General features: G+C 66.8%; 12 protein-coding genes. 8 read left to right on the top strand and 4 right to left on the bottom strand.

Going from position 1 to position 14,458, the window contains the following annotated elements:
• Nucleotides 1–2: 2 nt before the first annotated feature.
• The gene (locus tag F3J15_RS08470; RefSeq protein ID WP_069251409.1) at nucleotides 3–785 is read right to left on the bottom strand and encodes a Crp/Fnr family transcriptional regulator; all 783 of its coding nucleotides are present in this window, start codon (nucleotides 783–785) and stop codon (nucleotides 3–5) included.
• 917 nt (nucleotides 786–1,702) lie between these two features.
• Here F3J15_RS08470 and F3J15_RS08475 point away from each other — a divergent pair.
• The 6 genes from F3J15_RS08475 (at nucleotide 1,703) to F3J15_RS08500 (ending at nucleotide 8,624) form a co-directional block, all read left to right on the top strand.
• Nucleotides 1,703–2,485 carry a Crp/Fnr family transcriptional regulator gene (locus F3J15_RS08475; protein WP_345891601.1) on the top strand — a complete coding sequence of 261 codons (783 nt, stop codon included), beginning with the start codon at nucleotides 1,703–1,705 and terminating at the stop codon, nucleotides 2,483–2,485.
• 179 nt (nucleotides 2,486–2,664) lie between these two features.
• Nucleotides 2,665–2,916 carry an acyl carrier protein gene (locus F3J15_RS08480; protein WP_046547642.1) on the top strand — a complete coding sequence of 84 codons (252 nt, stop codon included), beginning with the start codon at nucleotides 2,665–2,667 and terminating at the stop codon, nucleotides 2,914–2,916.
• Nucleotides 2,913–4,109 (top strand): acyl-CoA dehydrogenase family protein, encoded by a 1,197-nt coding sequence (locus F3J15_RS08485; protein WP_166889702.1) that lies wholly within the window; start codon nucleotides 2,913–2,915, stop codon nucleotides 4,107–4,109. The genes F3J15_RS08480 and F3J15_RS08485 overlap by 4 nt, the downstream gene beginning before the upstream one ends.
• Nucleotides 4,106–5,080: an amino acid--[acyl-carrier-protein] ligase gene (locus tag F3J15_RS08490; RefSeq protein WP_166889704.1), complete on the top strand. Its 975-nt coding sequence runs from the start codon at nucleotides 4,106–4,108 to the stop codon at nucleotides 5,078–5,080. The genes F3J15_RS08485 and F3J15_RS08490 overlap by 4 nt, the downstream gene beginning before the upstream one ends.
• Nucleotides 5,077–6,144, top strand: a complete 1,068-nt coding sequence (locus F3J15_RS08495) for a DUF1839 family protein (protein ID WP_089485946.1) — start codon at nucleotides 5,077–5,079, stop codon at nucleotides 6,142–6,144. The genes F3J15_RS08490 and F3J15_RS08495 overlap by 4 nt, the downstream gene beginning before the upstream one ends.
• Nucleotides 6,141–8,624, top strand: a complete 2,484-nt coding sequence (locus F3J15_RS08500; RefSeq protein ID WP_166889707.1) for a glycoside hydrolase family 2 protein — start codon at nucleotides 6,141–6,143, stop codon at nucleotides 8,622–8,624. The genes F3J15_RS08495 and F3J15_RS08500 overlap by 4 nt, the downstream gene beginning before the upstream one ends.
• 48 nt (nucleotides 8,625–8,672) lie before the next feature.
• Here the strand turns inward: F3J15_RS08500 and F3J15_RS08505 are convergent, their stop codons facing one another.
• From F3J15_RS08505 to F3J15_RS08515, 3 genes are all read right to left on the bottom strand, one after another.
• Complete coding sequence (locus F3J15_RS08505; RefSeq protein ID WP_069251404.1) at nucleotides 8,673–10,064, bottom strand: sigma-54 dependent transcriptional regulator; 1,392 nt, start codon at nucleotides 10,062–10,064, stop codon at nucleotides 8,673–8,675.
• Nucleotides 10,065–10,210: 146 nt separating this feature from the next.
• Nucleotides 10,211–10,411, bottom strand: a complete 201-nt coding sequence (locus F3J15_RS08510; RefSeq protein WP_166889710.1) for a hypothetical protein — start codon at nucleotides 10,409–10,411, stop codon at nucleotides 10,211–10,213.
• Between the two features lie 343 nt (nucleotides 10,412–10,754).
• Nucleotides 10,755–11,978 carry a glycosyltransferase family 4 protein gene (locus F3J15_RS08515; protein ID WP_240158808.1) on the bottom strand — a complete coding sequence of 408 codons (1,224 nt, stop codon included), beginning with the start codon at nucleotides 11,976–11,978 and terminating at the stop codon, nucleotides 10,755–10,757.
• Nucleotides 11,979–12,182: 204 nt separating this feature from the next.
• Here F3J15_RS08515 and F3J15_RS08520 point away from each other — a divergent pair, with 204 nt between their 5' ends.
• Together F3J15_RS08520 and F3J15_RS08525 are read left to right on the top strand one after the other, a co-directional pair.
• Nucleotides 12,183–12,845: a drug:proton antiporter gene (locus F3J15_RS08520; RefSeq protein ID WP_166889716.1), complete on the top strand. Its 663-nt coding sequence runs from the start codon at nucleotides 12,183–12,185 to the stop codon at nucleotides 12,843–12,845.
• Nucleotides 12,842–14,422, top strand: coding sequence for a mannose-1-phosphate guanylyltransferase/mannose-6-phosphate isomerase (locus tag F3J15_RS08525; protein ID WP_166889719.1), 1,581 nt, complete (start codon nucleotides 12,842–12,844; stop codon nucleotides 14,420–14,422). Before F3J15_RS08520 ends, F3J15_RS08525 begins: the two co-directional genes overlap by 4 nt.
• The last annotated feature ends 36 nt before the right edge of the window (nucleotides 14,423–14,458 follow it).

Below are 14,458 nucleotides of genomic sequence, written 5' to 3' on the forward strand. Positions count from 1 at the left end.
CTTCACGCACCTTGTGCCGGGAACCCGCGATGCGCGTCCGGCATGCGGGGCCGAACCGGTGTCGGCCTCGCCGTCCCGCGCGTGCCGAGCAGCCTGCGATAGTCCGCGCGAATCAGGTTGTAGCATTCACACGCGTGATGTTCGAGGCCGTCGCGGTCGAGCACCGTGATGCGGCCGCGGCGCTGCCGGATCAGCCCGGCTTCCTGCAGGTTGCCCGCCGCTTCCGTCACGCCTTCGCGGCGCACGCCGAGCATGTTCGCGATCGTCTGCTGCGTGACGGCCAGTTCGTCGCCGTCGATGCGGTCATGCGCAAGCAGCAGCCAGCGGCTGAGCTGCTCGCTGACCGAGTGATGCCGGTTGCACAGCGCGCTGCGCGAGATCTGCGCCATCGCCGCCTGGCAGTAGTTGAGCAGCAGCCGGTAGGTTTCGGGCGAGCGCTCGAATTCGGCGCGCATCACGCAGCTCGGCACGCGATAGGCCATCCCGCCGATGCGGACCTCGACCCGGTGCGACGCCGCGGCGCCACCGACCATCGTCGCCAGCCCGACCACGCCCTCGCGGCCGACCTGCGCCACCTCGACCATCGCGCCGTCCTCCATCAGATGCTGCACCGACATCATCGACGTCGTCGGGAAATGCACGTGGCGCATCGGCTCGCCGACCCGGTCAAGCATCCCGGCCTTGATCCTGACCAGTTCGAGATGCGGTGCGATGGTGCGGATGCTGTCCTCGGGGAGGGCATCGAGGATGGCGTTCGCCGAGTAGCTCGAGTGAAGATGAAGCATGTCTGTATCCCTTTTATCGTCCGCGCCGCCTGCAGCCGCGTACACGGAACTCGTTATCGCGATGCGTGCTCGGACTGACCGTGGTTGCGGCCACAACCCTGATTCCGACTGACCATCGGCTTATCGCCCGGATCGAGTCGGCCGTCCCGTTTCGACACGCCAGCCCGAATAAGCGATTTACGTGCCAAACCATGCCCGTCCTTAATATATGAATCACGCCTGATTTAGATCGCCCGAATAACCGGCCCAAAAACAAAAAAAGCGTCTCATTTCCGGACACTCTTCCGTGCGGCGGACACCGCATGCGATTCGACTGATCAATTCACCTGCATCGGGCCGAGACAGGCGAACCGGTGCCACTCGGCTTGTCGGTCATATACTTACAGTCGATTTTCAATTGTTTCCATGATGTTCCGGACAGCACTCCGCTACGGCGTCGCGCCTCACACGGTCGTTTGAAACTGTCTCAAATTTGAATCGGCACACTAATTTACGGCTCTGTCATCCATCGCACAGTTCAGCCACAACCATTTGATTTACATAGAACTTCTTGCGCGCATCATTTATTTGTCAAACAATGTTCAATATTCACCCGGCACTTTTCCCATGCGAGGCGCGCCCCAACCTGATTGATTCGCGGCCGACATGGAATGAATGTCCGAAGTTGCATTCAATTTCCGGATGATTAATTTCACGGAAATGAATCATTAAATCCGGATAACGTTTGCATGCAACAAAATCGTCAAACATTGTGAAATGACACAATGTGCAATTGATCGATTTCAATAGCGTGCTAGCCTTTTCGCCAGTATCGTCACTCTGGTTTTGACGAACACAAGTCCGCACGATCGTGCGAATTCCCAATTTTCGGGATATCGCCGGGACGACGCGTGACCGCCACCCTACGAGGATGCGCCGTGACTCACCAGGCCCCTGACGCCGTCGCGTACGCGAACGGCATGATCGAGCTGCCCCACAGCTTCGACGCGAACCGCTTTCTCGCGGCCATCGACCGCGACGAGCTCGCGACGCTGGTCCCCCACCTTCAACTCGTCCACCTGAAATCCGGGCAAGTGCTCTGCGAACCCGGCGAAATGCTCGCCGCGGTCTACCTGCCCGTCACGACCGCGATTTCGCTGCAGTACGTGTCGTCCGGCGGCATGACGCTGGAAGTCGCGGAGATCGGCAGCGAGAGCGTGGTGTGCGACGACGTGATCGGCGGCAGCGGCCGGATGCCCTGCCGCGCCGTGGCTTGCCGCGACGGTTTCGTCTACCAGCTCGACCGGCGCGTGTTCGCCGCCGCGTTCGACGCATCGCCGGTGATCCGCCATCTCGTGTTCATCTGCGTGCGGCTGCTGATGGCGCAGGTCTCGCAGATCACGTTCTGCAGCCGTCATCACGTGCTCAAACATCAGTTATGCAGATGGTTCCTGCTCGCGTACGACCGGACCCGCAGCATCGAGATCCAGGTGACGCACAGCATGCTGGCGCAGATGCTCGGCGTACGGCGCGAAACGGTCACCGATGCCGCCGGCGAAATCCAGAAGCTGGGCCTGATCCGCCAGTACCGGAGCTCGATCGAGCTCGCCGACCTCGACGGCCTCGAAAAAATGTCGTGTGGTTGCCGCGCAATCGTGCGCGACGAGATGAAGCGCATCCTGTCGGCCGATTCGGGCGTGCCGGCCGCGTCGCGCACCTGATCGGCATGCCGCATCGGAGCCGCACGTGCGATCCGGTGCCTGCCGGGTCAGCTGTTTGTAGGGTGACGAACAGAACGACGTGTCTGCCAATGGTCTACTGATGCCGGACTGCCGGGGGGACGTCAGCGCGTGTCGCGCGTCTGCCCGAGCGGACGACACCACGCACGCCGGAGCAGCACGTGAAAAACGAAATCAGAACCATCCTGAAGCACGTCGCCCATCTCGAAGCCGCGATCGATTCGATCGGCGACGGGGACGACCTCTACGAAGCGGGCCTTTCGTCACTCGACACGATCCAGCTGATGCTCGCGATCGAGAAGCAGTTTAACATCGAGATTCCCGACGAGATGCTGAACCGCAACCTGTTCCGCAGCATCGACGCGCTCGCGGACACGATCACCACGCTGCAACGCACCGAGCATTCGGCATGAGCGCGCTGCTTCCCGAACTCGCGGCCGACAGCGATGCGCGTCGGCTCGACGAGGCCGCGCATGCCGTCGCGCAGATCGCCGCGCAGCACGCGGACGCGGTCGACCGCGACGCGCGCTGCCCCGTCGAGGCGATCGAGGCAATGCGCGCGCGCCGCCTGCTCGGCGCGATGGTGCCGACCCATCTCGGCGGTGTGGGCGCGTCGCTGGAAGACATCGCATCGGCCTGCTCGATTCTCGGCCAGGCCTGCGCATCGTCGGCGATGGTGTTCGCGATGCACCAGATCCAGGTCGCCTGCATCGTCGATCACGCCGCCGACCAGGGCTGGCACAAGCTGTTCCTGCAGCAGCTCGTGCGCCACCAGTGGCTGCTCGCATCGGCCACGTCGGAAGACGGTGTCGGCGGCAACCTGCGCGCGAGCCAGTGTGCGCTCGAAACCAGCGGCGGCGAGTTCCGGCTGCGCAAATCCGCGCCGACGATCTCGTATGGCGACTACGCGGACGGCATCCTCGCGACCGCACGACGCGATGCGGACGCGCCGGCTTCCGAGCAGGTGCTCGTCACGCTGCTGCGCGACGGCTACACGCTCACGCGCCGCGGCGAATGGGACACGCTCGGGATGCGCGGCACCTGCAGCAACGGCTTCGAGCTCGATGCGCAAGGCGCCGCCGTCCAGTGCCTGCCGGTCCCGTTCGCGAAGATCGCCGAGGACACGATGGTGCCGGTGTCGCACATCCTGTGGGCCGCGGTATGGATCGGCGTGGCCGGCGACGCGTTCCACCGCGCGCACCAGTTCTTCCGCGCCCAGGCGCGCCAGACCGACGGCGCACCGTCGCCCGCGTCGCGGCGCATCGCCGAATCGCTCGCGCTGATGCAGGCGATGCAGGCCCGCGTCGACACCGTGCTGCGCCTTCATGCGAATCCGGCGTCCCGCTCGTGGTCGGCCGGCATGGCCCGGGCCGCCGAGATCAACACGCTGAAGACCTACGTGTCGACGACCGCGCTGGAAGTCGCGCACCAGGCCATGATGATCTGCGGGATGGCCGGCTACAAGCAGGGCACGCCGTTCAGCATCGGCCGCCACATTCGCGACCTGCTCGCGGCGCCGCTGATGATCAGCAACGACCGCATTGCCGTCAACACCTCGAACCTGCTGCTCGCGCTGCGTCCTGCGACGCTGGAGAAACATACGTGAACGATCGCCTTGCCGTGCCCTCCGCCGCCTCCGCTCCCGCCGATGCACCGATCGACCGCGCGGGCGTCAACCCGCTGCGCGACGAACTGATCGACGCGGGCCTGCTGGTCTCGACCGGCATCCAGGGCCTGTTCGGCCGCAGCGAACGGTTCGAGCGCGTGGTCGAAGCGCTCGACGCGTTCGTCACGCGCCTCGGCGCCGACCAGCACGCCGAAGTGCTGCGCTTCCCGCCGGCGATGAGCCGCACCGAGTTCGAGCGCAGCGAATACATGAAGAGCTTCCCGCAGCTCGCGGGCAGCGTGCACGCATTCTGCGGCGACGAACACCAGCACCAGCGCGTACTGCAGTGCCTCGATCGCGGCGACGACTGGACGGAAAGCCAGAAGCCGACCTACGTCGTGATGACGCCCGCCGCGTGCTACCCGGTCTACCCTGTCGTCGCACGCGCGGGTGCGCTGCCGGCCGACGGCCGGATCGTCGACGTCTTCTCGTACTGCTTCCGTCACGAGCCGTCGCTCGACCCGACCCGCATGCAGTTGTTCCGGATGCGCGAATACGTGCGGATCGGCACGCCCGCGCAGATCGTGTCGTTCCGCGAGACCTGGATCGAACGCGGCACGCGGATGATCGAGGCGCTGCGCCTGCCCAACGCGATCGACCTCGCGAACGATCCGTTCTTCGGGCGCGGCGGCAAGATCGTCGCGCACAGCCAGCGCGAGCAGAACCTGAAGTTCGAGCTGCTGATCCCGATCGAGCACGACGATCGCCAGACCGCGTGCCTGAGCTTCAACTACCACATGGACCATTTCGGGCTGCTGTGGGACATCCGCACCGCGACGGACGACGTCGCGCACACGGGCTGCGTCGGCTTCGGCCTCGAACGGCTCACGCTCGCGCTGTTCCGCCATCACGGCTTCGACATCGACGCATGGCCGCGCGAAGTCCGCGACGTGCTGTGGGGCACGCCATGAGATTCGTGTCCCGCGACGGCGAAGACGCGTCGTTCGAGGATGTGCGCCACCGCGCGCGCCACTACCGGCCGCATCCGCTGCATAGCCAGGAGATGGTCTGGAAGCAGACCAACTGCTACGTCGACATGTGGCTCGAGGTGCTCCGGTGGTGGGGCTTCAATCCATATGCGGCGCTGCCGTTTACGATCGCGCTCGATTTCGAGGGTGACCAGTTCACGTTTTTCAAGTTTCCGCACGACGAACTGGAGCGGCTGTACGGCATCGTCGTGCAGGAGCACTCGATCTACGAACCGCTCGACCAGCACATCGAGACGCAGGTTGCGCGCGGCCACCTGATGATCGTCGAGGTCGACGCGTGGTTCCTGCCCGATACGCGCGGCAGCAGCTACCGCACGCAGCACACGAAAACGACGATCGGCATCGATGCGATCGACCGCGCGAAGCGCCAGATCGGCTACTTCCACAACAGCGGCTATTACGTGGCCGAGGATTTCGACTACAACGGGCTCGTCGGCGGCAACTCGCCGATGACGCTGCCGCCGTACGTGGAATGCGCGAAGCGGCGGTTTGCGCCGCTCGACGAGCGCGAGCTGTGCGAAACGTCGCTCGCCGCGCTGCAGCGCCACCTGCGGCGCCTGCCGGTCGTCAACCCGATCGCCGCGTTCCGGCGGCAGTTGCAGACCGACGCGCGGACGCTCGCCGATTCACCGCTCGAGCACTTCCACGCGTACTCGTTCAACTCGGTGCGGCAGCTCGGCGCGAATTTCGAGCTGTTCGGCCATTACTCGCGCTGGCTGCAGGCCAGCGGCTGCGTCGGGCCGTTCGCCGAGATCCGGGCCGCGTGCGACCGCATCGCGTCCGAAGCGATGGTGCTCGAATTCCGGCTCGCCCGCGCCTGCGCGCGCGGCAAGGAGGAGCGCGGCGACTCGACGCTCGAAGCCATCCAGGCCGCCTATTCGGATGTGGTCGCCTGTGCGCGGCAGATCGGCTTGCCGCTGCGGCACCCGACGCCCGTGCGCAGCGAGCGCAACGACATCGCGGCACCCGTGCCGGTCATGCGGTGACGCGCCCGCGTGCCCTGCCCGCGTGGTCGATGCTGGCGACGGCCGCGGGGGTCGCACGGGAACCGCGCGACCTCCCCGCCGGCGGCGACGGGTGGATTCCGGCGACCGTGCCCGGCACGGTCGCGCAGTCGCTCGCGCTTGCGGGCCGGCTCGACGAAGCCGCATCGCTCGACGAGCGCGACCACTGGTACCGGATCGAGCTGCGCGGACACGGGCCGCGCGTGCTGCGCTTTCACGGTCTCGCGACGCTCGCGCAAGTGTGGCTCGACGACACGCCGATCCTTCGCTCCGACAGCATGTTCGTCGCACACGATGTATCCGTGTTGCTCGACGGTACGCACCGGCTGACCCTCTGTTTCCGGGCGCTCGCCCCGCACCTGCGCGACACGCGCGCGCCGCGCCGGGCACGCTGGCGCACGCGGCTCGCGGAGCCGGCGACACTGCGCACGATCCGCACGTCGCTGTTCGGACACATGCCGGGCTGGTTTCCGCCGCATGTGCCGACCGGCCCGTGGCGCCCCGTGGACGTGCTCGATCCGGCCGACGGGCCCATTCTCGTCGATTGCGACCTGCACGCGCGCATCGAAGGCGACACGGGCTGGCTCGACGCGGAACTGACGTTCGCCGCGCCGCTGCCCGACGCGCTCGCCGCACGGCTGTCGTGCGGCCAGCACCACGCCACGCTCGAACGTGCCGGCCCCGACCGTCTGCGCGCGAGCGTCGCGGTGCCCAGCGTGTGCCGCTGGTGGCCGCATACGCACGGCGAGCCGGTGCTCTACGACGTCGCACTGCATCTCGGCGACGCGTTGCGACCGCTCGGTGCAACGGGTTTCCGCACGATCGAAGTCGACGCCGGTGCCGACGGCAAGGGCTTCGGGCTGCGCATCAACGGCGTGCCCGTGTTCGCGCGCGGCGCATGCTGGAGCAGCGCCGCGCCGCGCACGCTGCACACGGACGATGCCACCTACGCCCGCCTGCTCGGGCTCGCGCGCGACGCCGGCTTCAACATGATCCGCGTCGGCGGCACCATGACCTACGAGGCCGATGCCTTTCACGCGTGGTGCGACCGGCTCGGGCTGCTGGTCTGGCAGGATTTCATGTTCGCGAACTTCGACTATGCGCTCGACGATCCCGCATTCGCGGACAACGTCGATCGCGAAGCCCGGCAGTTCCTGTCACGTCACAGCGCGTCGCCGTCGCTGGCCGTACTGTGCGGCGGCAGCGAGCTCGCACAACAGGCCGCGATGTCCGGGCTCGGGCCGAAGCAGCGCTTCCTCGAGCTGACCGCCGACCGGCTGGCCGGCCACGCGGCCGCATGCCGGCCCGACGTCCCGTACGTGCCCGATTCGCCCGACGGCGGCGTGCTGCCGTTCGCCCCGCGCGAACGGGTGTCGCACTACTACGGCGTCGGTGCGTACCTGCGCCCGCTCGACGACGCGCGCCGCGCGGACGTGCGCTTCGCGAGCGAATGCCTCGCGTTCTCGAACGTGCCGTGCGACGCGACGCTCGCCGAACTCGGCTGGCCCGGCGTGCACGAGCCGCGCTGGAAGGCAGCCGTGCCGCGCGACCCCGGCACGTCGTGGGATTTCGAGGACATTCGCGACCACTATCTGCAGACGCTCTACGACGTCGTGCCCAACCGGCTGCGGCGCGAGGATCCGGCGCGCTACTTCGAGCTGTCGCGCGCGGTGATCGCGGACCTGATGCGCGAAACGTTTTCCGAATGGCGGCGCACCGGCTCGCGCTGCGCCGGCGCACTCGTCTGGCAGTTCCAGGACGTGATGCCGGGCGCCGGCTGGGGGCTGATCGACGCCGCGCACCGGCCGAAATCGGCGTGGCATGCGTTGCGCCAGGTCCTGCAGCCCGTGCAGGTGCTGCTGGTCGACGAAGGCTTGAACGGTCTCGACGTGCATGTCGTCAACGAGCGCCCCGCGCCGCTGTCGGCCGCGCTCGAGCTGGTCGCGCTGCGCGACGGCCGCACGCCCGTCGCACGGGCCGGCTGCCCGATGCGAATCGCCGCGCACGACACGGTGCGGATCGGCTCGGCCGAGCTGCTCGGCCGGTTCTTCGACTGGACCTACGCGTACCGGTTCGGGCCCTGCGAACACGACACCGTCGTCGCAACGCTCCGCGCCGACGACGGCACGCTGCTGTCGCAGGCGTTCCATTTCCCGTCCCGCACGCATCCGGCCGTGCTGGCGCGTCGTGAACTCGGGCTGGAAGCGTGCGTGTCGCGCACCGGTGATACGTGGCACGTCGACATCGATACACGGCGCGTCGCGCGTCATGTACAGATCGATGCGCCGGGCTACGTGCCGCGCGACGACTGGTTCCATCTCGCGCCCGGCACGCCGGCGCGCGTCGCGCTCGTTCCGCTTGAAATGATCGGGAAGAATGGCGCCGCGGCCGACGTGCCGCCGACCGTGGAAATCCGGGCCGTGAACGCCGCGCGCACGGTGCGCGCCACGCAGGCCGGTTGACGCGACGCGCGCGGCTTTCGGCAGCCGCGCGCGTCGCCTTGTCGAATCTCAGTCGGACGAGCCCGTGCCGCGCGGCCGCTCGATCCCGTAGGCCTCCATCCAGCGATACAGCGTCGCGCGCGACACACCGAGCTCGCGGGCCGACGCCGCGACGCGCCCGCGCGTGCGCAACAGGGCGGTTTCGATCGCCTCGCGCTCGATCGACTTGCGGATGTCGGCCACCGACGGTGACGCCGCATCGAGACAGTATTCGAGTTCGAGATCCTGCGCCGTAATCAGGCGCCCTTCCGTCATCACGACCGCGCGGCGCACGCGGTTGATCAGCTCGCGGACATTGCCCGGCCAGTCGTGCTTGTAGAGTGCCGTGATCGCATCCGTCGAGAAGCCGCGCACGCGATGGCGCGCGTCGCCGCGAAAGCGTTCGAGCATGTGATGCGCGAGCAGCTCGATGTCCTTGCCGCGCGCGCGCAGCGGTGGCTGGTCGATGCGCATCACGCACAGACGGTGGAACAGGTCAGGCCGAAAGCGCCCTTCTTCCATCGCCTCGCGCAGGTCGACGTGCGTCGCCGACACGATCCGGACATCGACCGGCACCGGATCACTGCCGCCCAAGCGATGAATCGCGCGCTCCTGCAGAAAGCGCAGCAGGCTCGCCTGGCTCTCGTGCGGCAGGTCGCCGATCTCGTCGAGCAGCAGCGTGCCGCCGTTCGCCGCTTCGACATAGCCGATCTTGCGCGCATTCGCGCCGGTAAATGCGCCGCGCTCATAGCCGAACAGTTCGGATTGCAGCAGATGCGAGGGAATGGCGCCGCAGTTGACCGCAACGAACGGGCCATTGCGGCGCTCCGAATGGCGATGGATCGCGACGGCCGTCAGCTCCTTGCCGGTCCCCGTTTCGCCGAACACGAACACCGGTGCGTCCGTACGCGCGAAACGCCGCACCGTATCGAACAGCCGCAGCATTGCACTGCAGGTGCCGACGATGCCTTTTTCCTCCGATTCGAGCCGTTCGCGGTCGCGCGCGAACAGGCATTCCATGCCGTACGCGTGGCCGACCGTATCGGCGATCCGCTGGTGCGACGCGGGCAACGTGACGTAATCGAAACAATAGTCGCGCAACAGCGCTCGCACGTTCGGCGAAGCCGTCTGGCCGACGTCGACGAGCGCGACCCAGACGACGTCGCGCATCGACGCGCAGGTCGACGCGATGCTGCCGATCGCGTCGGCATGGCCGCCGCTCAGGTCGAGGATGCCGCAGGTGATTTCGCCGGACGTGTCGCGCAGCTCGCTCGCCTGCGCGACGATCGACACTTTCCAGTCGCGCCGCGCCAGTTCCTTTCGCAGCATGACGGACGGCGACTGCGTCCAGTAAATCAGCGGACGCTGCCCGCTACCACTCCCCGCATCGGCGCTCTTATCGCGCGTTATTGGCATATTCATAACGAACCATCACTTTCTCCACTCCGCGAACCGTTCGCGTGCGCTGGGGCCGGCGGCGCATGGCCACCTTTCCGCGCTGCGTTTCCGCAGCCTTGGCGAATATCGAAACTGCACACGGCGAGAACCCCCGGAGGTCGAGCCGGATGTCATCCGGCCTCGTTGTCATCGAACTCGAAGGAAACGCGCGGCTGCGGGAGCCGCGACGTTCCCGCTTTGACGCGCCGCGCCGGCAGGCGGAGCACGTCGGCAAACGGAACATCCGTCCGCATGTGCGTTGCGTCGTACACGACGAGCGCGCCCGATGCTGAACCGGATGGCGGCCAACCCACAAGCGGAATGACCGTCATACTTCATCCGTTCCTGAATTTACACCCCGTTTCAAGATGGTCTTGTTACCAAAAGATAATCCTGAATCAGCCGGTTACGCAGCCGGTCGCCCCGCGCGACACACCTTTGGCTACTGAGATTTGATTCTCTCTCAACATTCGCGTCAATCAGTGCCAAATACTACATTTCCGCCAGATAGGCTCCCTGGATTGCGCGTGATTTTCACCGAAATCCTTTAAAAAGACCCGCACCACACGCCACCCGCCGCATAATCGCGCGCGGCGCCGGCCGGCTGCGCCGTCCCGGCACGGCGCACGGTCCGCCCGGCGGTTACATTCCGTAATCAACGGGCGCGATCGTCGCTCAGGTTCGCAGCGCCGTCTCGCCCTCCCGGACCGGCCGGTCGCCCATGCCGTCCTCGATCGACGCATCGTCGTGCGGCGTGAAACCGGCGGGCGCGGCCATCTCCGCCTGCAACGCGGCATAGCCATCCATTACGAAGCGCGTGAACGCGTCCCGAAAGCGCGCCGAGCTGAAGCACTCGGCATTCGCGCGACACGCACGCGGATCGATCGCCCCGCGCGGCAGCGCTTCGAATCGGGCAAGCGCATCGACCAGTGCATCGACCGTCTGCGCGCGGTAGAACAGGCCCGTTGCGCCGGAGACCGGCCACGCGCGCACCGACTCGCGCACGCCGCCCTTCCCGTACGCGATCACGGGCGTGCCGCATGCCTGCGCCTCGACCGGCGAAATGCCGAAGTCCTCTTCCGCGGCGAACACGAATGCGCGCGCACGCTCCAGGTGGTCGTGCAGCACGTCGAACGGCTGGTAACCGAGCAGCGTGACGTTCGGCCCGGCCAGCGCGCGGATCTTCGCCATCTCCGGCCCGTCGCCGATCACGACGAGGCGGCGTTCCGGCGTACGCGAGAACGCGTCGACGATCAGGTCGATCCGCTTGTACGGCACGAGCCGCGACGCGGTCAGGTAGAACGCCTCCTTGTCCGGGCGCAGCGACAGGTGGTCGACGTCGACCGGCGGATAGATCACGGTCGCATCGCGCCGGTAGGTCTTGCGGATGCGGCGTGCGATGAAGTGCGAATTGGCGGCCACGCGATCGACGCCGTTCGCCGAACGCGCATCCCAGTTGCGGATGTAATGCAGCAGCGCGCGCGCGATTGCCGATTTTGGCCCGCGTGCGAGGCCGGCCTCGTTCAGGTACTGGTGTTGCAGGTCCCACGCATAGCGCACCGGCGAATGCACGTAGCTGGCGTGGAACTGGTCCGGGCCGCTGAGCACGCCCTTCGCAACCGCGTACGAGCTCGACAGCACGACATCGTACGCCGACAGGTCGAACTGTTCGATGGCCAGCGGAAACAACGGCAGATAGCTGCGGTAGCGCGTGCGCGCGAACGGCAGCTTCTGGATGAAGGACGTGCGCACCGCGCGGCCGCGCAGGCAGTCCCGATCCTCGAGGAAATCGACGAGGCTGTAGACATCGGCCTGCGGAAAGCAGTCGATCATGTGCGCCAGCACGCGTTCGGCGCCGCCAGGCACGACCAGCCAGTCGTGAACGATCGCAATCTTCAAGTACCGCTCCCGATTCTCCAATGACGTTCGACAGGGGTGAGCCGCGCAACGCGGCCACCACGCCATGGCAATTATCGGAAAGCACCGGCACCGCCGATGTGTGCTAGCGGACACTACGACGCTGTTGGCACACGACACCTCGCTCGCGCGAACCCCGAGCATGGGTAAGCTTTCGAACAGACCGGCGCGCGCCGTATCCGCATCATGATCATTGCCGCTTCGCACGGGACGAACGTATTCGTGCGACAGCGCGTGCTGAAGGTTTCACACGAGGACCGCATCATGGAATGGCATTGTTGTGAATTCGAACATCTGAGCGCCGTCGATCTCTATGCAATCCTGCGCGCACGCAACACCGTGCTGGTCGTCGAGGATGCGCATACCCATCTCGATATCGACGGCAAGGACGCAGGCGCATTGCATGTCTATGCAACCGTGCGCAACGGCGACGCGGCGGAAGTCGCGGCCTACGCACGGCTCCTGCCGGGCGACGACATCGATCCGGACGTCGTGATCGACAAGGTACTGACGAGCGAAGCGTGCCGCGACGGCGATACGCTCGAACACCTGCTCGAACGGGCACTGACCGCCGCGCTGGCCGCCTGGCCGGATGCCGCGCTGCGCATGCACGTTCCCGCGCCGCGCCAGGCGTTCTACAAACGCTTCGGATTCCGCAAGGCGTACGGACCGTATCTCGAACAGGGTGCGCCGTTCGTCGGCATGATCCGGCCGGCCGACCGCACCGCCGGCGCGCTGCGCCAGCTGCTGTCCCGGACCGTTTCGACGACCCGGCTCAGGAATGAAGACGCGCGTGCCGACGGACGCGTACACAACCGGCTGCCCGCCGATACCGGAGCCAACCGATGACACGCACCCTACGCCCCGTTCCCGCACCCGACCTTCCACGCATCCTGCCGGTCATCCTCGCCGGCGGTTCCGGCACACGCCTCTGGCCGCTGTCGCGCGAACAGTATCCGAAGCAGCTGATCGAGCTGACCTCGAACGAATCGCCGTTGTCGGCGACGGCGCGTCGCCTGAACGGCATCGCGAACGCGGTGCTGGGCGACAAGCTGTTGCTGGTGTGCGGCGAACAGCATCGCATCATGAGCGCCGCGCAGGTGGTCGACCGTGCGGCGCCCGCCCGTATCCTGCTCGAACCCGCTGCGCGCAACACGGCACCGGCGCTCACGCTTGCCGCGCTCGACGCCAGCGTGCTCGAGGACGACCCCGTGCTCGCGGTGATGCCGGCCGATCACGTGATCGCCGATGTCGGCGCGTTCCAGGACGCGATCGCGCGCGCGGCACGTTATGCGCAGGAAGGCGCGATCGTGACGCTCGGTGTGCTGCCGCGCCGGGCGGAAACGGGCTACGGCTATATCCGGGTCGGCGAGCCGCGGACGAGCCGCCACGGCGGACAAGGCGGTTATTCGATCGGACGCTTCGTCGAGAAACCCGACGCGGCGCTCGCCGAGCGCTACCTGCAGTCGGGCGACTACTGGTGGAACAGCGGCATTTTCGTCACGCGCGCCTCGGTCTGGCTGAAGGCGATCCACGCGCTGGCGCCCGAGATCCATGCGGCCTGCGAGTCGGCGTGGCGCGCGGGCGTCGCCGATGATCCGTTCTTCCGGATCGACGCCGTCGCCTTCGACGCCTGCCCGTCCGACTCGATCGACTATGCGGTCATGGAGCGCCTCGCCGACAGCAGCGAACTCGGCATCGAAGGCATCGTGGTGCCGCTTTCGGCCGGCTGGTCGGACGTCGGCACGTGGGACGCGATCTGGGAAATCATGCCGAAGGATGACCACGGCAACGTCGCCCGCGGCCCGATCGTGTTCGAGGACACGCAGGACAGCCTCGTGCGTTCGGAGGGTCGTCTCATCGCGTGCGTCGGGATGAAGGATGTCGTCGTGATCGAAACGCCCGATGCGGTACTCGTCGCGAACAAGCACGACGTGCAGCGCGTGAAGAACATCGTCGCGCGCCTGAAGAGCGACCGGCGCCCGCAGGCGAGCGAACACCGCAAGGTGCAGCGTCCCTGGGGGCATTACGATTCGATCGATCTCGGTGAGCGGTTCCAGGTGAAGCGGATCGTCGTCGAACCGGGCAAGCGGCTGTCGCTGCAGATGCACTATCACCGCGCCGAGCACTGGATCGTCGTGCGCGGCACCGCGAAGGTGACGCGCGGCAACGAGACCTTTCTGCTCAGCGAGAACGAGTCGACGTATATCGCCGTCGGCGAGGTCCATCGCCTCGAGAATCCCGGCCGCATTCCGCTCGAAATCATTGAAGTGCAATCGGGCAACTATCTCGGCGAAGACGATATCGTGCGCTTCGACGACCAGTACGGGCGCCCGGTCGTCGACACGCTGCCGGACAAGCACGCGGTGCCGCTCACTGCTCGGGAACCGCACGTGCCGGTGGTAGAGGGGGACGTCGTGCGCTAATCGCGTACCGCGCACGCCGGCGCGAGCATCGATTCG

The sequence above is a fragment of the Burkholderia sp. Ap-955 genome, from assembly GCF_011753045.1.
Lineage (GTDB): Bacteria > Pseudomonadota > Gammaproteobacteria > Burkholderiales > Burkholderiaceae > Burkholderia > Burkholderia lata_D.

Coding starts and splice junctions, on each gene's coding strand:
- F3J15_RS08485 (WP_166889702.1), top strand. CDS start 2,913: ATGAGCGCGCTGCTTCCCGAACTCGCGGCCGACAGCGATGCGCGTCGG.
- F3J15_RS08505 (WP_069251404.1), bottom strand. CDS start 10,064: ATGAATATGCCAATAACGCGCGATAAGAGCGCCGATGCGGGGAGTGGT.
- F3J15_RS08525 (WP_166889719.1), top strand. CDS start 12,842: ATGACACGCACCCTACGCCCCGTTCCCGCACCCGACCTTCCACGCATC.
- F3J15_RS08510 (WP_166889710.1), bottom strand. CDS start 10,411: ATGACGGTCATTCCGCTTGTGGGTTGGCCGCCATCCGGTTCAGCATCG.
- F3J15_RS08495 (WP_089485946.1), top strand. CDS start 5,077: ATGAGATTCGTGTCCCGCGACGGCGAAGACGCGTCGTTCGAGGATGTG.
- F3J15_RS08470 (WP_069251409.1), bottom strand. CDS start 785: ATGCTTCATCTTCACTCGAGCTACTCGGCGAACGCCATCCTCGATGCC.
- F3J15_RS08520 (WP_166889716.1), top strand. CDS start 12,183: ATGATCATTGCCGCTTCGCACGGGACGAACGTATTCGTGCGACAGCGC.